The organism is Nocardia sp. NBC_01388, from assembly GCF_045040085.1.
Classification (GTDB): Bacteria; Actinomycetota; Actinomycetes; order Mycobacteriales; family Mycobacteriaceae; genus Nocardia.
This window is the reverse complement of the sequence record NZ_CP109553.1, coordinates 2,970,096-2,985,950: the sequence shown is the minus strand read 5'-3', so window position 1 is coordinate 2,985,950 and position 15,855 is coordinate 2,970,096. Positions and strand designations below refer to the sequence as shown.

At 66.5% G+C, this 15,855-nt stretch carries 18 protein-coding genes; 9 read left to right on the top strand and 9 right to left on the bottom strand.

Annotation, left to right across the window (positions count from 1 at the left end):
* Window positions 1–43: 43 nt before the first annotated feature.
* Entirely contained in the window at window positions 44–640 is a 597-nt protein-coding gene (locus tag OG716_RS14655) for a fasciclin domain-containing protein (RefSeq protein WP_405138176.1), read from the top strand.
* A gap of 40 nt (window positions 641–680) precedes the next feature.
* Here the strand turns inward: OG716_RS14655 and OG716_RS14650 are convergent, their stop codons facing one another.
* On the bottom strand, window positions 681–1,091 hold the full coding sequence (locus OG716_RS14650; RefSeq protein ID WP_405138175.1) for a VOC family protein: 411 nt from the start codon (window positions 1,089–1,091) through the stop codon (window positions 681–683).
* 180 nt (window positions 1,092–1,271) lie between these two features.
* Between OG716_RS14650 and mptB the strand changes: the two genes are divergently transcribed.
* Window positions 1,272–2,906, top strand: coding sequence for a polyprenol phosphomannose-dependent alpha 1,6 mannosyltransferase MptB (gene mptB / locus OG716_RS14645; RefSeq protein ID WP_405138174.1), 1,635 nt, complete (start codon window positions 1,272–1,274; stop codon window positions 2,904–2,906).
* A gap of 22 nt (window positions 2,907–2,928) precedes the next feature.
* On the opposite strand, the gene OG716_RS14640 is transcribed toward mptB, so the two are convergent.
* The 3 genes from OG716_RS14640 to OG716_RS14630 are packed head-to-tail and all read right to left on the bottom strand — an operon-like array spanning window position 2,929 to window position 6,295.
* The gene (locus OG716_RS14640) at window positions 2,929–4,155 is read right to left on the bottom strand and encodes a DUF2201 family putative metallopeptidase (RefSeq protein ID WP_405138173.1); all 1,227 of its coding nucleotides are present in this window, start codon (window positions 4,153–4,155) and stop codon (window positions 2,929–2,931) included.
* Window positions 4,152–5,399 (bottom strand): AAA family ATPase, encoded by a 1,248-nt coding sequence (locus OG716_RS14635; protein ID WP_405138172.1) that lies wholly within the window; start codon window positions 5,397–5,399, stop codon window positions 4,152–4,154. The genes OG716_RS14640 and OG716_RS14635 overlap by 4 nt, the downstream gene beginning before the upstream one ends.
* Window positions 5,400–5,452: 53 nt before the next feature.
* Window positions 5,453–6,295, bottom strand: coding sequence for a hypothetical protein (locus tag OG716_RS14630; protein ID WP_405138171.1), 843 nt, complete (start codon window positions 6,293–6,295; stop codon window positions 5,453–5,455).
* Between the two features lie 976 nt (window positions 6,296–7,271).
* Here OG716_RS14630 and OG716_RS14625 point away from each other — a divergent pair.
* From OG716_RS14625 to OG716_RS14605, 5 genes are all read left to right on the top strand, one after another.
* Window positions 7,272–7,682, top strand: a complete 411-nt coding sequence (locus OG716_RS14625) for a nuclear transport factor 2 family protein (protein ID WP_405138170.1) — start codon at window positions 7,272–7,274, stop codon at window positions 7,680–7,682.
* Window positions 7,683–7,966: 284 nt separating this feature from the next.
* Window positions 7,967–8,428: an SRPBCC family protein gene (locus tag OG716_RS14620; protein WP_405138169.1), complete on the top strand. Its 462-nt coding sequence runs from the start codon at window positions 7,967–7,969 to the stop codon at window positions 8,426–8,428.
* Window positions 8,425–8,775, top strand: coding sequence for an ArsR/SmtB family transcription factor (locus tag OG716_RS14615; RefSeq protein ID WP_405138168.1), 351 nt, complete (start codon window positions 8,425–8,427; stop codon window positions 8,773–8,775). Before OG716_RS14620 ends, OG716_RS14615 begins: the two co-directional genes overlap by 4 nt.
* Before the next feature lie 50 nt (window positions 8,776–8,825).
* A complete protein-coding gene (locus OG716_RS14610) occupies window positions 8,826–9,269 on the top strand; it encodes an SRPBCC domain-containing protein (protein ID WP_405138167.1) in 444 nt (147 codons plus the stop codon).
* Window positions 9,270–9,396: 127 nt separating this feature from the next.
* On the top strand, window positions 9,397–9,870 hold the full coding sequence (locus OG716_RS14605; protein ID WP_327146528.1) for a carboxymuconolactone decarboxylase family protein: 474 nt from the start codon (window positions 9,397–9,399) through the stop codon (window positions 9,868–9,870).
* Here OG716_RS14605 and OG716_RS14600 read toward each other — a convergent pair.
* Window positions 9,863–10,075 (bottom strand): hypothetical protein, encoded by a 213-nt coding sequence (locus tag OG716_RS14600; protein ID WP_405138166.1) that lies wholly within the window; start codon window positions 10,073–10,075, stop codon window positions 9,863–9,865. The two genes, OG716_RS14605 and OG716_RS14600, sit on opposite strands and share 8 nt — an antisense overlap.
* A gap of 145 nt (window positions 10,076–10,220) precedes the next feature.
* On the opposite strand from OG716_RS14600, the gene OG716_RS14595 reads away from it, so the two are divergent.
* Together OG716_RS14595 and OG716_RS14590 are read left to right on the top strand one after the other, a co-directional pair.
* Window positions 10,221–11,159, top strand: a complete 939-nt coding sequence (locus tag OG716_RS14595; RefSeq protein ID WP_355127699.1) for an alpha/beta hydrolase family protein — start codon at window positions 10,221–10,223, stop codon at window positions 11,157–11,159.
* A gap of 208 nt (window positions 11,160–11,367) precedes the next feature.
* Window positions 11,368–12,396 carry an alpha/beta hydrolase gene (locus OG716_RS14590; RefSeq protein WP_405138165.1) on the top strand — a complete coding sequence of 343 codons (1,029 nt, stop codon included), beginning with the start codon at window positions 11,368–11,370 and terminating at the stop codon, window positions 12,394–12,396.
* A 45-nt stretch (window positions 12,397–12,441) separates the two neighbouring features.
* Here the strand turns inward: OG716_RS14590 and OG716_RS14585 are convergent, their stop codons facing one another.
* The 4 genes from OG716_RS14585 to OG716_RS14570 all read right to left on the bottom strand — a co-directional run bounded on the left by OG716_RS14585 (window position 12,442) and on the right by OG716_RS14570 (window position 15,778).
* Complete coding sequence (locus OG716_RS14585; RefSeq protein ID WP_405138164.1) at window positions 12,442–13,419, bottom strand: diiron oxygenase; 978 nt, start codon at window positions 13,417–13,419, stop codon at window positions 12,442–12,444.
* 119 nt (window positions 13,420–13,538) lie between these two features.
* Complete coding sequence (locus OG716_RS14580; RefSeq protein ID WP_405138163.1) at window positions 13,539–14,234, bottom strand: TetR/AcrR family transcriptional regulator; 696 nt, start codon at window positions 14,232–14,234, stop codon at window positions 13,539–13,541.
* 106 nt (window positions 14,235–14,340) lie between these two features.
* Entirely contained in the window at window positions 14,341–14,964 is a 624-nt protein-coding gene (locus OG716_RS14575; protein ID WP_405138162.1) for an NADPH-dependent F420 reductase, read from the bottom strand.
* Window positions 14,965–14,980: 16 nt separating this feature from the next.
* The gene (locus OG716_RS14570; RefSeq protein ID WP_405138161.1) at window positions 14,981–15,778 is read right to left on the bottom strand and encodes an inositol monophosphatase family protein; all 798 of its coding nucleotides are present in this window, start codon (window positions 15,776–15,778) and stop codon (window positions 14,981–14,983) included.
* Window positions 15,779–15,855 lie beyond the last annotated feature (77 nt).

The window sequence follows — 15,855 nt, the reverse complement described above, 5'->3', positions numbered from 1 at the left end:
CCGGGGCCTGGTTCGGTCGGATTACGGAAACGATATGGGGACAATGACATTGAGGCGATGCTCGAGCGCCGCGGCGCTCCTGCTGGCAGTGGCGGCAGTGGGTCCGCTGGGCTGTTCTCCCGAACAACTCACCAGCGGCGCCGACCCGATCGGCCTAGCCGCCCCAGCTCCGCTTCCGTCCGCACCGCAGCACATCGAGCGGCCCGCCGAACTGACAGGCCCCGGATGTGATGCCGCCGCCTCCTATCCGGACAATCCGATGCTGGAGGCGGTCATGCTGTCCGCCGCCAAAGACGCGGGCCTGCGTGCGCAGAGGCCGGGTTCGACTGCGCCGCAGCGGTTCACCGTCTTCGTGCCGGAGGAATCCGCCCTCGACAATCTCGACGAGAAGACCGTTCATCGCATGCGCAGCGACGCCTCGGAGCTGCTGAAAATCATTGCGCACCATCTGGTTCCGATCGATCTTCCGCCGGATCGGATCGGCGGGCGGTATCTGGCCGCCGACGGGGGAGAGGTCACCGTGACCCGATCGGCCGACGGTATCGACGTGGACGATGCGAAGGTGATCTGTGGCGGCTTCCGCACCGCCACAGCGACCGTCTACCTGATCGACAGGGTGCTCACGCGCACCTCGTTGTGACCGCGCGCGGTGCGGAATCAGTGGTTCGAGCGGCAACGACTCAGCGGACCTCTTGAATTCGCACCATATTTCCCGCCGGATCCCGGAACGCGCAGTCCCGGACGCCGTACGGCTGATCGGTCGGCTCCTGCACCACCTCGGCATCGGTGGCCTGCACCCGCTCGAAGGCGCCGTCGAGATCCTCGGTGGCCAGCAGCAGGCTGGCGTAGGTGCCCTTGGCCATCATCTCGGCAATGGTCCGCCGCTCATCCTCGGTGATACCGGGATCAACGGCCGGCGGATGCAGAACAATGGAGGTTCCGGGCTGACCGACCGGCCCTACCGTCAACCACCGGAGCCCGTTGTAGCCGACATCCTTGCGAAGTTCGAAACCCAGGGCATCGCGATAAAAGGCCAGCGCTGCCTCCGCATCATCATGCGGTAGAAAGCTCGAATAGATGGTGATTTCCATGTTCGCAACGCTAATCGCGCCCCGTCGTCCGGGGCTTCTCGATTCCTGATCGGTTCGCCCGTCCGGACGGGCTCGCACCGGCTGAGACCGCAGCGCGCGCAGGCCTCGAGATCACCGGATTCGCCGTCGAATGCCGCTAGGCTCCCCCTGGTGTGGGTTGCCGGGAATGTACGGAGCGACATGCTGAGACTCGGACGCCGAGTCATCGGTCTGGACTCCGCCGCACACTACGTCGCCGCCCTGCACAGCACCGAGCGGGAGGTTCCCGGGCTCGACCGCCGGGAAGCCTTGCAGTTCAGGCGGATCCAGATGCTCGGCGCGACCGGCACGGTGGTGATGGCGATCAGCGCGCTCGGCGTGGGCGCGCAGCCGGTGCACCAGAATCCGGTATCGGGCGTACCGGTCTTCGGGCTGTTCGCGCGGCTCCCGACATCCATGCTGGCAATGTGCATGATCGGCGTGGTCGCGGTGGTGGCGGCGTGGTTGTTGCTGGGCCGGTTCGCCATCGGCAGCGTCGGCGGGGCGCCCGCGCACCGGATCACGCGTTCCCAACTCGACCGGACCCTGCTGCTGTGGGTGACGCCGCTCATCGTCGCGCCGCCGATGTTCTCCAATGATGTGTATTCGTATCTGGCACAGAGCGAAATCACCAGGCGCGGTATGGATCCCTACGTGGTGGGCCCGGCCGACGGACTCGGCCTGAGCAATGTGCTGACCAATAATGTGCCCAATATCTGGCGTGAGACGCCCGCGCCGTACGGGCCGCTGTTCCTCTGGATCGGGCGCGGCATCGCCGAAATCACCGGCGACAACATCATTCTCGGTGTCTGGTCCCATCGGCTGCTCGAACTGGGCGGGATGGCGCTGATCGTCTGGGCGCTGCCGCGACTGGCCCGTCGCTGCGGCGTTGCCCCGGTGAGCGCGCTGTGGCTCGGCGCGGCCAATCCGCTGGTGCTGTTCCACCTGGTCGCCGGGGTGCACAACGACACGCTGATGCTGGGGCTCATGCTGTTCGGATCGGAATTCTGCCTGCGTGCGCTCTCCGGCGGCCCCGATGCGGAACCGGGAGCGCCGCCAGGGTTGGACGGCCGGGCGTGGGCGTTGCTGGCGCTCGGCGCGGTGCTCATCACCCTCGCGGCGATGGTCAAACTTCCCGCGATCGTCGCGCTGGGTTTCGTCGGCATGGCACTGGCCCGGCGACGGGGCAGCACATTCGGATCCCTCGTGGTCGCCGCGGCGATTCTGGGCGTAATCGCCGCGGCGACAATGCTGTTCATCAGCTGGAGCAGCGGGCTCGGCTTCGGCTGGATCTACACACTCTCCACCAATACGGCCGTCAACAGCTGGATGTCGCTGCCGACGGCGCTCGGCATCGCCACCGGATTCGGTGGTGTCCTGCTGGGATTGGGCGACCATACGAACGCACTGCTGAGCATCACCCGCCCGATCGCGCAGGTGATCTCCGCATACATCAGCCTTCGCATGCTGGTCGCCACCTGGACCGGCCGCCTGCACCTCATCGGCGCCCTGGGGCTGTCCCTGGGCGCCATCGTCCTGCTCTCCCCGGTGGTACAGCCCTGGTATCTGCTCTGGGCGATCGTGCCCTTGGCGGCCTGGGCCACGACTCCGGCATTCCGTGTTCCGGCAGTGGTCTTCTCGGTTGTCGTCGGAGTCCTGCAAATGCCGCGCGGGGCCGATTTCGCAGTCGTCCAGATAGTCGAGGCCGCCCTTGCCGCAGTGGTAGTCTCGGCGATTTTCATTGCCGTGACCCGCAATACCCTGCCGTGGCGAAACCCGTCACCGGAGGGGCCGTAGCACAGAGCTTTTCGCGCGGTTGTCACCCGATGTGAACGACCCGTGCCCAACTCGGCGGCGCGGGAACATAATTCGGCTCATCGTCATTCCACGTGTGCTCCCGGCGGAACAGACCCACCACCGTCCGGCAGGACGGCCGACTGGCCGGCCACGGGGTCTGACCGTCCGTCAGCACCACGATCACATCCGGACGAGACTGTGCGCGTAGCGCTTTGGCGAACCCGCTGCGAAGGTCGGTGCCCCCGCCGCCGATCAGCGCTATGCCCTCCGCACGGCACAGTGGATCCGTGATCCGTGCCGCGGCATCACACGACAGCACGGTGACCAGATCGCGGCGGCCGCCCACGGCCCGGGTGACAGCGGCCGTTTCGAGCAGCGCGCTGCCCAATTCGACGTCGCTGACCGATCCCGAGGTGTCGATGACCACACTGACCCGCGGCGGTGTGCGCCGCAGGCTGGGCAGCACGATGCCGGGCACCGCGGCCGAGCGCCGGGCGGGCCGACCGTAGGTGTAGTCCGCGCCGGCGCCGGAGGCCGAGGCCGCCGCGCGAATGGCCGCTCCCAGCAGATCCCGCCAGGGTTGCGGCGGGTGCATCGCCTCCTCTGCCCAGCGCCGCCATCCCTGTGGCGTGTTGCCCGGCTCGCCGATAATGCCCTGCGCCACGCGGAATCGGACCGCCTCGCGTTCCTGTTCGGTGAGCCCGTCCGCGCCGTCCGGCCCGAGTTCCCACTCGCGATCCGAGCCGTCGGCGCCGCTGCCGCAGTCGAGCCACGCCATGTCCTGGGTATGGCGTCCGAGGCGGAACTGATGCAGGTAGTCCTCCATGAGTTCACCGGCCGCCAATCCCAGGGTCGCCGGCATGATGGCGCCTTCGGGCTGGATCAGTCCGTGACCGAACGCGTCGTCGTTGATCTCGGCGTCCGCGGCGATATTCATCCGCAGTCGTTCCGCCGGGCCACTCAGGTTGTGCCGCTGCGCGAATCGGTCGCTGCGCCCGTGATGGTCACGCAGCAGATGCGACACCTCGTGCACCAGTACCGAGGCCAGTTCCTCCACCGGTGTGTAGTCCACGAACGCGGGCGACACGTAGCACCGCCAATACCGGTCCACGCCCATGGTCGGCGCCCGCGGCGATTCGACTATGTGCAGTGCGAACAGGGCGGTCGCGAGGTAGGGGCGGGCCCGCACCGCCAGCAGGCGTGCGGCATAGAGCTTGTCGAGATCCAGGCGCCCGATATCGGCTGTCATCGGCCCGCCCGCGCGGTGACACGGGCCGCGGCGCGATCCGCTCCCCGGGATACCGACACCATTCCGGCGAGTTGTTCGATGGACGCCGGTACGTCCCAATCGTCGCGGCGCAGGGTGGCGAGGGTGGTTGCGGGGACGACGACCAGGTCCGGCGCTCCGGTCTGCACGGCCTTCACCAGCAGCGTCCACGCCGCGTCCCAGCGGGACTTCTCCGGGCGTTTGCGGACCGCCGCCACCACACCGTCGAGCACTGCCTGGCGCAGATCGCCGCGCTCGGGCAGTTCGGCGGCGGCCGGATCGGCGAGCAGCAGCTCCGGGTCTGGGAGATCCATCCGGTCGATGGCGCTCAGCAGTTCGAAGCCGGGACCGTCGCCGACAGCGCCACGGACCAGCAGTGACAGCACATCTCGGCGCGAGCCCGCCGCGGTGGCGAAGGCGATCAGCCGCAGTGTCATATCCCAGCTGCGCGGTGACGGCCACGCGCCGCCGCGGCGGGTTTCGCTGGTGGGCAGCTGATGGACGAGCTTGGGGCAGGCGGCGAGCAGCTCGCACACCGCGCGGCGGGCGAAAAGCACCGCCTCCGGGAGAGTTTCGGGATCAAATTCGGGCAGCGTTGCGCGGGGCCAGGTCCCGCCGAGGCCACGGACGACCACGTCATGATCGTGAGTCCACTGCAGGTGCACAAAGCGGTTGGCCAGCGGCGGGCTCAACTCCCAGCCGTCGGCCGCCGAGGAACGCGGGTTGGCCGCGGCGACGATACGGACACCGGCGGGCAGCTGGAGGGCGCCTATCCGCCGCTCCAGCACGAGGCGCAGGAGGGCAGCCTGCACAGCGGGCGGTGCGGTCGAGAGTTCGTCCAGGAACAGCAACCCCCGGCCGGCACGCACCAGGCGTACGGCCCACTCCGGCGGAGCCATCGGAACACCCTGTGTGGCCGGATCGTCTCCGAGGATGGGCAGTCCCGAAAAGTCCGATGGCTCATGGACGCTCGCGATGACGGTGGTCAGGGGGAGTTCCAGCGACTCGGCGAGCTGGGTCAGGGCTGCGGTCTTGCCGATCCCCGGTTCGCCCCACAGGAGCACCGGTAGATCGGCGGCCACGGCCAGCGTCAGGGCTTCGAGTTGGCTGTCCGCGCGGGGTTCGGTGGTGACCTCGCCCAGGAGGGTGAGCAGTTGACCGGCGATGGCGAGTTGGGAGGTGTGTGCGCGCTCGGACAGGGGAGCGTGCGGGACGTGTGAGGGCATGCTGAATCACCTTGGGGTTGAGTGGAAGTGAGTGGACCGCGAAAGGTCGCGGGTCAATGCAAGACGGCGTGGCGCGGATGCGTGCGGTGTGGCGGGCGAGGGCGCTGCTCGCGTGTCGAGCCGGACGCGAAAAGCCCGGATCGGAACAGTCCGTAGGTGATCCGCTGCTGCGCGGCCGCCTCGAGTTCGTCGCGCAGGGCTCCCTCGCGCAGCTGCGCGCCCGGACCCAGTAGGCCCTCGACAACGGCGAGCGCACCGGCAATATCGCCGTGGCGCAGCCGTTCTCGAACACCGGTGAGGCAATCCGGGTGGCGATGCGCTTGATCGATCGCCTGTAGACAGGGCAGTGGGGTGCCGGTCAACGCGACCAGCAACTCCTCCCTCCGGACCTCGGCCGGGTGGTGATCCAGTGCGGTCAGCACGCCGTCCAGCAGGCCGATCCGGTGCTGCTCGCCTCGGCACTCCACCAGGTGTGGGTGACCGGAGCGGTGTGTGCTGCAGGGTGTTTCGCTGGGTTTGTGGCCCGGTACGAGCGCCGAGGCGACCAGCGGATGCAGCCGATCGGCGGATATCGCACCGGCCCGGAGCAGTTCCAGGTCGGGGAGTGCCCAGGTCGCCGCGTCCGGCAGCACCGGCAAGGCGGACGCGCTGCCGCGCGGGTATTTCCGCACGATCCGCAGCACGGGAGGGTCATCCCCGTGTGAATGCGGCTCCACGACAACCCGTCCGCGCGCTCCGAGGCGCACCAGGAGTGGGCCTGCCGGGAGCCCGTCGCCGCGCAGCAGTATCTCGGCCTCGGCTGCCCATCGGTCGATCGCGCAGCCCTGTGGCGCCAATTCCGGCAGCCCGGGGTCCATTACGACGGATTCGTCGAATTGCTCTGCCCCGGAACGCATTCGAAGCTCATCACTTCGGCCTGTGTCCCACAGGTGACGGTGGAGATCGAGCCGGAAACGCCGATCGGGGCGAGTGTGCGGATGTAGTGCGGCGCCATTTCCGGACAGAGATTCGCCCCATAGCGCAATGCTGATCCGCTGACCGGCATCCGCCCAGGCGGGCGCGGTCCGGGCCACAAGATGCACCGAACCCGCTCTGCAGCAAGAAGTTCCGTGTCCCTCGGTGCTGTATCGAGCCAGCGTCACCGTCAGACCCGGGCGCAACAGCCCATCAGGAGCGATCCTGGGCATATGCCAGCGCAGCAGATCCGGCGCCAGAGTGCGTAGATCGGCCCGCACGCGGACGGCAAGCTCCCGGCCGTGCGAACGCGCCAGCGCACGCAAATCAATATCTACATCGAAACCCGCTGCGGCACACGCCCCGCCCCAGTCCCCGGCAGCACGCCGAGCACTCGCGGTTTCGATCATGGAGGGCGGAACCGCGAACTCGCGCACGCGCCGCCAGAGAGAAATCCGGGATTCGTTCCCATTCGCAATCGAAGTGAGCATCAGCACTCACCTGACACGAACGAGACCCCCAATCCTTCTTCAGAATGAGTCATCATCGTCCCGACTATAACGCCCCTCCCCACTGCGGGCCAGTCGAGGGTGCGGACCGGGGCCTGGTGACGTGAGCGGATGGTATTGAGATGCACAGGGTGTGGCGGCAGCGTAGAGGTGCGCTGATGGGTGGCAGGAGTGGATGCGATGACGGAGTATGCGGGTTTCGCCGGGCGAGCGTATGTGGTCACCGGCTCGGCGTCCGGTATCGGGGCTGCGACGGTCGCGCTGCTTCGTGAACGCGGCCGCCCTCGGCGGCCGCCATTGGCGGTAGGAGCCGGCCGCTCACGAAATACGCTGAGCGGCCGGCACGCTCGGCCTCACGACCCACCAGCACGTCGACCCGGACCATCGTTCGACAGTACTATTCACCCAGTTGGCAACACGGGTGAACGGCGGGACACGCACTCCCAATCATCCACTGCCAGAACGGGAGAACGGTGAATTGCTAGTCAACGATCCAGCAGAACTCGGGTACCTGATGCATCAGGCCTTCAACAACCGGGACATCGACGCCATCGACACGATCTTCGCCGCTGACTTCTACAGCCACCCGCTGGCCGCCGGGCGGGACGCGCTCAAAGTGGCATGGAAGGCGCTCGCAGATCAGCACCCCGATTCGCGGACGGTGGTCGACCATGCCTTCGCGCACGGTGACGTGGTCGCTCTTCGCGCGACCGTGCACGGATTCGAAGACAACGGGAAGACGACCACCCTGCTGGAGATGTTCCGCGTCGCCGACGGGCGGATCGCCGAGATCTGGGGCGCGATGGCCACCGCGCGCTAGCGGCGCCATGGTCACAGCGCACCCGCGCCCGCGATCCGGTCGCCGCTACGAAGCGCAGAACTCGTTGCCCTCGGCCCAGAAGTCCGCCAGGACAGGTGCATTCGTGCTGCCGATGACCAGTTTCCATTGCAGTGACATGTCTCCAGCAAACCATCGAGCACCAGGGTTGCGAGTCACCGGTCGCCGGTCGGTTCGCGAGTGTCGGGAATAGGCAACCAAAGGTTGCGCGATCGCGGTTGATTCGCTAGCTTTATGTGCAACCAAACATTGCATATGGAGGAAGCGTGACGAGTACCGAGTACGGCAGCATCGAACGAGAGATCTATGTCGACGCCTCGCCCGAGGTGGTCTTCGAGGTGGTCAGCAGTCCCGACCACATCTCGCAGTGGTGGACCGATGGTGCGGAATTCGAGGTGACGCCCGGTTCGGTCGGCGAATTCGTCTGGGGCGACCGGGTGGACGTCTATGCGATGACGGTGGTGGATGTGCGGCCGCCGCGGGTGTTCTCCTTCCGCTGGTGCTTTCCCGACGACAAGGTCGAGGACGCCGCCAATTCGCTCCTGGTGACCTTCGAGCTCACCCCCTCCGGCTCCGGCACGAAGATTCGCCTCACCGAGACCGGGTTCCGCGAGATGGGCTGGGAGGTGGCCAAGTTGGAGGAGCAGTACCGCGAGCACGGCATCGGCTGGGACACCTTCGTGCCCCGACTGGGGGAGTACCTCGCGGGGCTGGTGTCGACCCCGTGACCGCTGCCGTCGACGACGACCTCTGGTCCGCGATCGGGGATCCGACCCGTCGGCGGATGCTCGACCTGCTGCTGGCCGCCGGCAATGGCACGGCCACCAGCCTCAGCGAGCAACTCCCTGTGACCAGGCAGGCCATTGCGAAACACCTCGGCGTACTCGACCGCGTCGGCCTGGTGCACGCCACGCCCGCCGGGCGCGAGCGCAGGTACCACGTGGACGAGGCGCAACTCGCGCGCGCGGTCGCCCAGCTGGCCTCGGTCGGCTCGGCCTGGGATGCCAGGCTCCGGCGTATCAAGCGCCTTGCCGAGGCCATTCAGGCCGCGAAGGACCAGCGCGCCACTCAGTAGTCACCCTCTCGACGCCCATCCGAATGCGAACACTGGAAAGAAGATTCGAAATGGTAGACATCCTGCACAGAGTCGGAATCAAGTCCGAGCCCGACGCGGTCTACGCGGCCCTGACCTCAGTCGAGGGGCTCGCCGGCTGGTGGGCGAACGATACCCGTGGCGTAGCCGATGAGGTGGGCGGTGTAGCCCAATTCCGCTTCGGCGCGGGCGGATTCGATATGAAGGTCCGCGAGCTCACACCCGGTAAACGGGTGTCGTGGGAGGTCGTCGAGGGCCCCGAAGAATGGGTCGGCACACACGTCGAGTGGGATCTCAGCCAAGCCGAGGACTACACCATCATTCTTTTCAACCACCAGGGCTGGAAGGAGCCGGTCGAGTTCATGCACCACTGCAGCACCAAGTGGGCACTCTTCCTCATGAGCCTGAAGTCGCTGGTCGAGACCGGTAAGGGCACCCCGGACCCGCACGACGTCAAGATCGACAACTGGAACTGACCTGCCGGTGCTGTGGCGGCCACCATAGCGGCCCCATGTCACACTCCACCTGCCTGCGGAGTCTTCCTTATGTACGGGTGCCGCCCGACCGCGGCACGGGTCCGAATGTAAGGACAGGGCAATGGAACTGGAACCTCGATTCAACCTTCGCACCAACGAGCTCGGCGCCAAGATCGGCAAGCGGATTGCCGGTGTCGGCCTGCTGCTGAAGGAGTCCTCGCTGCCGCATACGACGCAGCAGCTGATCGAGATTCGCGCCAGCCAGATCAACGGCTGCGGATTCTGCACCGATATGCACACCAAGGACGCAGCCGTGGCGGGGGAGACCTCGGTGCGGCTCAACCTGGTCGCCGCCTGGCGGGAGGCAACCGTCTTCACCGAGGCCGAGCGGGCCGCCCTGGCCCTGGCCGAGGAGGGCACCCGGCTGGCCGACACCCATCAGGGCGTCAGCGACGACACCTGGGCGGAGGTTCGCAAGCACTACGACGACGACCAGATCGCAGCGCTGATCTCGGTGGTCGCGGTGATCAACGCCTTCAACCGCCTGAATGTGATCGCCCGGACTCCCGCGGGCAGTTACGAGCCCGGCATGTTCAACTGACGATGAAATCTTCATCGTCCGATTCGTCGAAGGTCAGGTCGCCGAGGTCTGGGGTGTTGCCGATGTCATTACCCAGATGAAACAACTCGGCGTGCTCGAGCGGTAATACAAGCGGCGCAACGCCCCGAATTCGTGTCGGGGCGTTGTGATCTTGAGTAGCGGTGGATTGTATGGCAGGGTCTAACCGATCTATGGCCGAATACATCGACTGATAATTCCGCCTCGACGGAAGACGTAGCGCGACGGGGATCGGTGCAGCGTGCGGGCCGGCGAAGCATAAGCATAGGGAGTGATGAGTGCTGCATACAGCTTTCCGTACCGCCGCTTTAACGCTGACCGCGGCATTGTCCATGGCGCTGCTCGGCGGCGGCACGGCAGCGGCGGATGCCCAGAAGCCCCCGGCGGTCACCTCCGTGACCAAGGATGGGCGCACCTGGCATTTGAAGGTCTACTCGGCGGCGATGAACAAGGACATCGCGGTCGACGTGCAGCGCCCGGTCGACGAGTCGACCCCCGCGCCCAACCTCTACCTGCTCAACGGCCTGGACGGCGGTGAGGGCACCGCGAATTGGAAGACCCAGACCGACGTGCTGGGCTGGATGGCCGATAAGCAGGTCAATGTGGTTCAGCCGATCGGCGGACAGGGCAGCTACTACACCGACTGGCTGAAGCCGGATCCGGTGCTCGGCGTGAACGAGTGGAAGACCTTCTTCACCGAGGAGCTGCCGCCGCTGCTCGACGACACGCTGCACTCCACCGGTTTGAACGGATTGGCCGGCACCTCGACGTCCGGAACATCGGTGCTGCAGCTGGCCGAGGCCAAACCCGGTCTGTTCAAGTCCGTCGCCGCCTACAGCGGCTGCGCGCAGATCGCCGACCCGGCCGGTCAGCTGTTCGTCAATCTCGCGGTCGGCACCTGGGCCGGCGGCGATACCAAGAATATGTACGGTCCGTCCGACAGCCCGCTGTGGGCCGCGAACGATCCGGTCATCAATGCCGAGAAGCTGCGCGGCACCCTGCTCTACGTCTCCGCCGGCAGCGGTATCCCGGTGGCGAATGACGTTCAGTACTACCTGAACAACGGCGGTCCCACGACCCTCGCGCTCGGCATGATCATCGAGGGCGCGGTCAACGCCTGCTCGCACAATCTGCAGGGCAAGCTCGATTCGCTGAACATCCCCGCGACCTACCAGTTCAATCCGGTGGGAACGCACTACTGGCCGTACTGGCAGCAGGCGCTGGAGGAGTCCTGGCCGCTGCTCGCACAGGGCATGGGACTGTCGAACTAACCACTCGTCCAGATGGGCTTGAGCCGAAGCCCGTTGCATGGGAAGGTCATACGGGCCTTCGGGCCGCCTGTGCGTCGATTTCGATAGTCGGCGCACAGGTTTCGAGTGACAGTTTCGCTTCGACGGAAACGCAGCGGCATGGACGGTGCAGCCTGCGGGCCCGGCGAAGCACAGGCTGGGGTGACCCACGGATTGGATTGACTGGTTTATGAAGCTCTCCGCACTACGCAGCGTGGCCTCCGTCCGGACCACTGCTCTAGCGCTCACCGCCGCACTGTCCGTGGCGCTCCTGGCCGGCACCTCCGGCACCGCTGCGGCGGACCCGCAGCAGGCCCCCTCCGTCACGTCCGTCACCAAGGACGGTCGCACCTGGCACCTGAAGGTGCATTCGGCGGCAATGGATACCGATATCTCGGTCGACGTGCAGCGTCCGGCCGACGATTCGCAGCCGGCGCCGAACCTGTACCTGCTCAGCGGGCTGGACGGCGGTGAGGGCACCGCGAGCTGGCAGGGCAGCACCAATGCTCTCGACTGGCTGTCCGACAAGCCGGTCAATGTGGTCCTGCCGATCGGTGGTCGCGGCAGCTACTACACCGACTGGCTGCAGAAGGATCCGGCTCTGGGCCTGAACAAGTGGAAGACCTTCCTGACGGAAGAGCTGCCGCCGCTGCTGGACGACACGCTGCACTCCAACGGCCTCAATGCGCTGGCGGGCCTGTCGACCTCGGGTACCTCGGTGCTGCAGTTGGCCGAGGCCAAGCCCGGTCTGTGGAAGTCCGTCGCCGCCTACAGCGGCTGCGCGCAGATCGCCGACCCGGCGGGTCAGGCCTTCGTCAAGCTCGCCACCGAGACCTGGGCCGGCGGCGACACCAAGAATATGTACGGTCCGTCCGACAGCCCGCTGTGGGCCGCGAACGATCCGGTCATCAATGCCGAAAAGCTGCGTGACACACTGCTTTACATCTCGAGCGGTAGCGGCATCCCGGTCACGGGAGACGTTCAGTACTACATGAACGGCGCCGGCGCCATGGGTGCGGTGAACCTCGGTCTGGGCATGGTCATCGAGGGCGCGGTCAACCAGTGCACGCACAACCTGAAGAACAAGCTCGATTCGCTGAATATCCCGGCGACCTACCAGTTCAATCCGATCGGCACGCACCGCTGGTCGTACTGGGAGGACGCGCTGCACACGTCCTGGCCGCTGCTGGCCCAGGGCATGGGTCTGACTCAGCCCTGATGACTGCTCGGTAGGGGTTCGTAATCGGACCCCTACCTGGCAAGTTCAGGTCGCGGGCTCACTGCGGTAGCGCGCGGGCCTGCCGTCGATGCGCAGCATCTTCCAGATGAGCCGGGAGACCGGATTCATCAGGCCGGCATTGCCGACCAGCATGCGAACGTCGGCGAAGAAGTCGCTCAGTGCCTGGCGCGATTCGGGGCTCCGCCAGTAGACCTCGTTGAAAACCGCACGCGGCACGTCGAATTCGCGGCGGAAGCGGCTCGGGGGCACCGCGATCAACCACAGCGCCACCCGCATGGTGATGGGCGTGACCACCGACAGTGCGAAGCGGCTGACGGCAGACAGTTCCGGCACATGGTGCTCGACGTATTCATGGGCGAACGAAATATGCCGGGCTTCCTCGGCGACATGAATCTGCATGACGCGCGTGATCATCGGATGCATCTCCGAGTCCGAGCGCAGGATCGCCTTCTGGCCGTGATCGATGGGTTCCTCTCCGGCCAGAACCATGATGAAGAACCAGGTGGGGAAGACGATCGGCACCAGCGGGACGATCGGGCCGAGTGCCCGCGTCAGGCGGCTCATCCCGGGCACGTCCACGCCGATTCGATTGACCACCTGCTGGAACATCTGAGTGTGATTGCACTCCTCGGCGGCCTCGTGCGTGCTGTAGCGGAACTCCGGCGACCCGTTGGGCAGGGAGAACACGTACTGCATCAGCCCGCGAATGAGGATGTTCTCGAACTGCAGTCCGACCTTGGCGATATTGGCCTGCCGCCACATACCGATGGCAATCTGCTTCTCCCGCGGCAGCTCCCGATACCAGGGGTGTGCGCCGAACGGATCGGCGGTCGGCAGCATCCAGCGATCGTCATCGGGTACCACCGCGAAAGCCGGGTCGTCCCAGGGGATATCGAGGAAGGGATCGAAATTCCGATGTACCGATCCTTCCGAAAGCGTTTCGAGTGTGTCGGTGTACTGCTCAGCGGTGCGCGTGGGTGTGGTGCGGGTGGTGGACGTCATCGGCTGTCTCCTCGAACCCCCGATCGCGACACCGTGTCGCGGTCATAGGAGTACGGTAGCTCGCCACGTCGGGTCGAACAAGGGGTGACCGTGACACTGTGTCGCGATCATGGTCGCGATTACAGCGCGGCCGACGCGCGAGACAGCAGCTCACCGACCGGAATATCCGGGTCGACCTGCAGTCCGCGCGCGCGAGCATGACCATCGACCAGGAAGACGATCGACTCGGTCAGCATCCGGCTCATATCGGCCGCGCCCCAGCCCTCGGGCCGTGTGTGCAGCCACCGGGTCACCGCGCCGTCCACCATCGAGACGATCGAGAAGGCCGCCACGCCGATTCCCGGATCGGTCTGCCCGAGGACGGCGGCGGCCGTCTCGAACAGCGACGCAATGCGTTCGGCCACAGCGGCTTTGGTGCCCGTGACAATGGCCTGCCCGTTCGGCTCATTGCTGCCGGGCCCCCGCTCGATCCATTCGTGCAATCGCGGCGTCGCCGCCACCAGCGTCACGTATACATCGATCGACCGAAAGATCGTCTCCCGCAAGGTGTCCTCGGGGTCGAGCGTCGGCATCACCTCATCGGCATGCGATTCGACCGCGTACTCCCGAGTCCGCGCGTCGAGATCCTTCCGATCGATGAAATGCCGATAGATCACCGACCGCTTGACCCCGGCCCGATCGGCAATGGCCTGCAGGGGGATATCCGTCCCCGGCTCACACTCCTCGATCAATTCGATGAGCGCATCCATGATCACCCGCCGCCGCTCGGCATTGTGATCCCCCCACCGCCCACCGGCCACCTTCGCTACCACCATCCGCCCAGCATTCCACCAAACCACCACCCCCAAGACCCACCACCCCGCAACCCGGTGCACCCTCGGCCGTTCGAAGCCCCTTCTGCCTGCGGTGCGGTCCGGGCTTTCAATGGCTGACGGTCAGGGCGAAGGGGGTGAATCCGAAGGCTTTCAGCAGTGGGGCGGTCAGCAGTGTGAATGCCTCGGGGGCGCGGGCGGTGGTGATATCGCCGAGATCGAGTATCCGATCGGCGGGCCAGCCGAGGTCGGTGAGGAGCGCTGTGACGGACTGTTTTGCCTGGTCGTCATTGCCGGACAGGAAGGCGGTAGCCGGGTGGGGCAGGGATGCCGGGGCGGTCATGACGGTGTAGAGCATGGTGTTGAGGGATTTGACGACCTGGGTGCGGGGGAGTGCCTGCTGGAGCTCCTCGCCGAGACTGCCTGCGGGATAGAGCAATCGGCCGGGCAGACCGTCCGCCCCCCGTTCTGTCGCATTGGCGAGGTCGAGGAGGACCTTTCCGGTCAACTCTTCGGCAATGCCGGAAAGGACTGCGACGGAGACGTTTCCGGGTAGGGCATTGATGATGATGTCGGCGCCGGCGGCCGCCTCGGCCACTGAGGCGGTGGCGATGTCCGCGGGCAGCTCCGCGGGACCGCGCGCGCCCACTGTCACGGTGTGCCCGGCGGATTGCAATGCGGTAGCGAGATTCCGGCCGACGCGACCGGCTCCGAGGACGGCGATGGTGGTCATGATTGCTCCTACTTGTTCAGTGGTTCGTGAGTGCGGTGACGGCCGCGGCGTGGACGCCGGGCGCCGCAGCCAGGAAGGTGCCGGAGGCGGGAGTCCACGCTCGGCCGCTGATATCGGTGACCACACCGCCGGCTTCGGCAACCAGCAGCGCACCGGCCACGGTGGCGGCCCTGTCCTGACCGTGCAGCCAGTACACGTCCAGCTGTCCGGCGGACAGCCGTGCCAGATGCTGCGTGGACGGCACGCCGGAGCGCACGACCAGGGCTTTTCGGTACATTGCGGCGATCGATCGGCCCTCGTCATCGCTCCGCTCGGTGTGCCCCGGGGCGGCCTGGGCGGTGGCGGCGATCGCCATCGCCAGATCGGTCTTTCGGGAGGCGTGGATCGGCAGCCCGTTGCGGAACGCGCCGCCGCCGCGCAGCGCGGTGTACGTATCGCCGGAGAGCGGAGCATGCACGACGGTCAGCAGCGCGGTGTCATCGCGGACCAGGCTCACGGCCACCGTCCATTCGGGTAGGCCGTGCACCGCATTGATATTGCCGTCCGCGGTATCGGCCACCCACCACTCACCGTCGCCCAGCAGTCCGGTCTCGAATTCGCCGGCCCAGTCTGCTTGCGGTCGTAGAGCTTGCAGCCGGGGCCGCAGAATGTCTTCCGCCAGCTGATCGTTGCGGGTGAGTGCCGCGCGGATTTCCTCCCAGTCGCTGGGCGCCGCGCCCATGGCGGTGAAGGCCGCGGCTTGGCGGGCGCCTGCCAAGCGCACGGCCGCTACCACCTGTTCGAGTTGTGTGCTCTCGATCGTCGCGCTGGTCATGATCTTCTCCTTCGCTGTGGGGCCTTGACTGCCGCGGACAGTTCTATCGGCGCCGCACACGTAGATGGCGCTCAGAG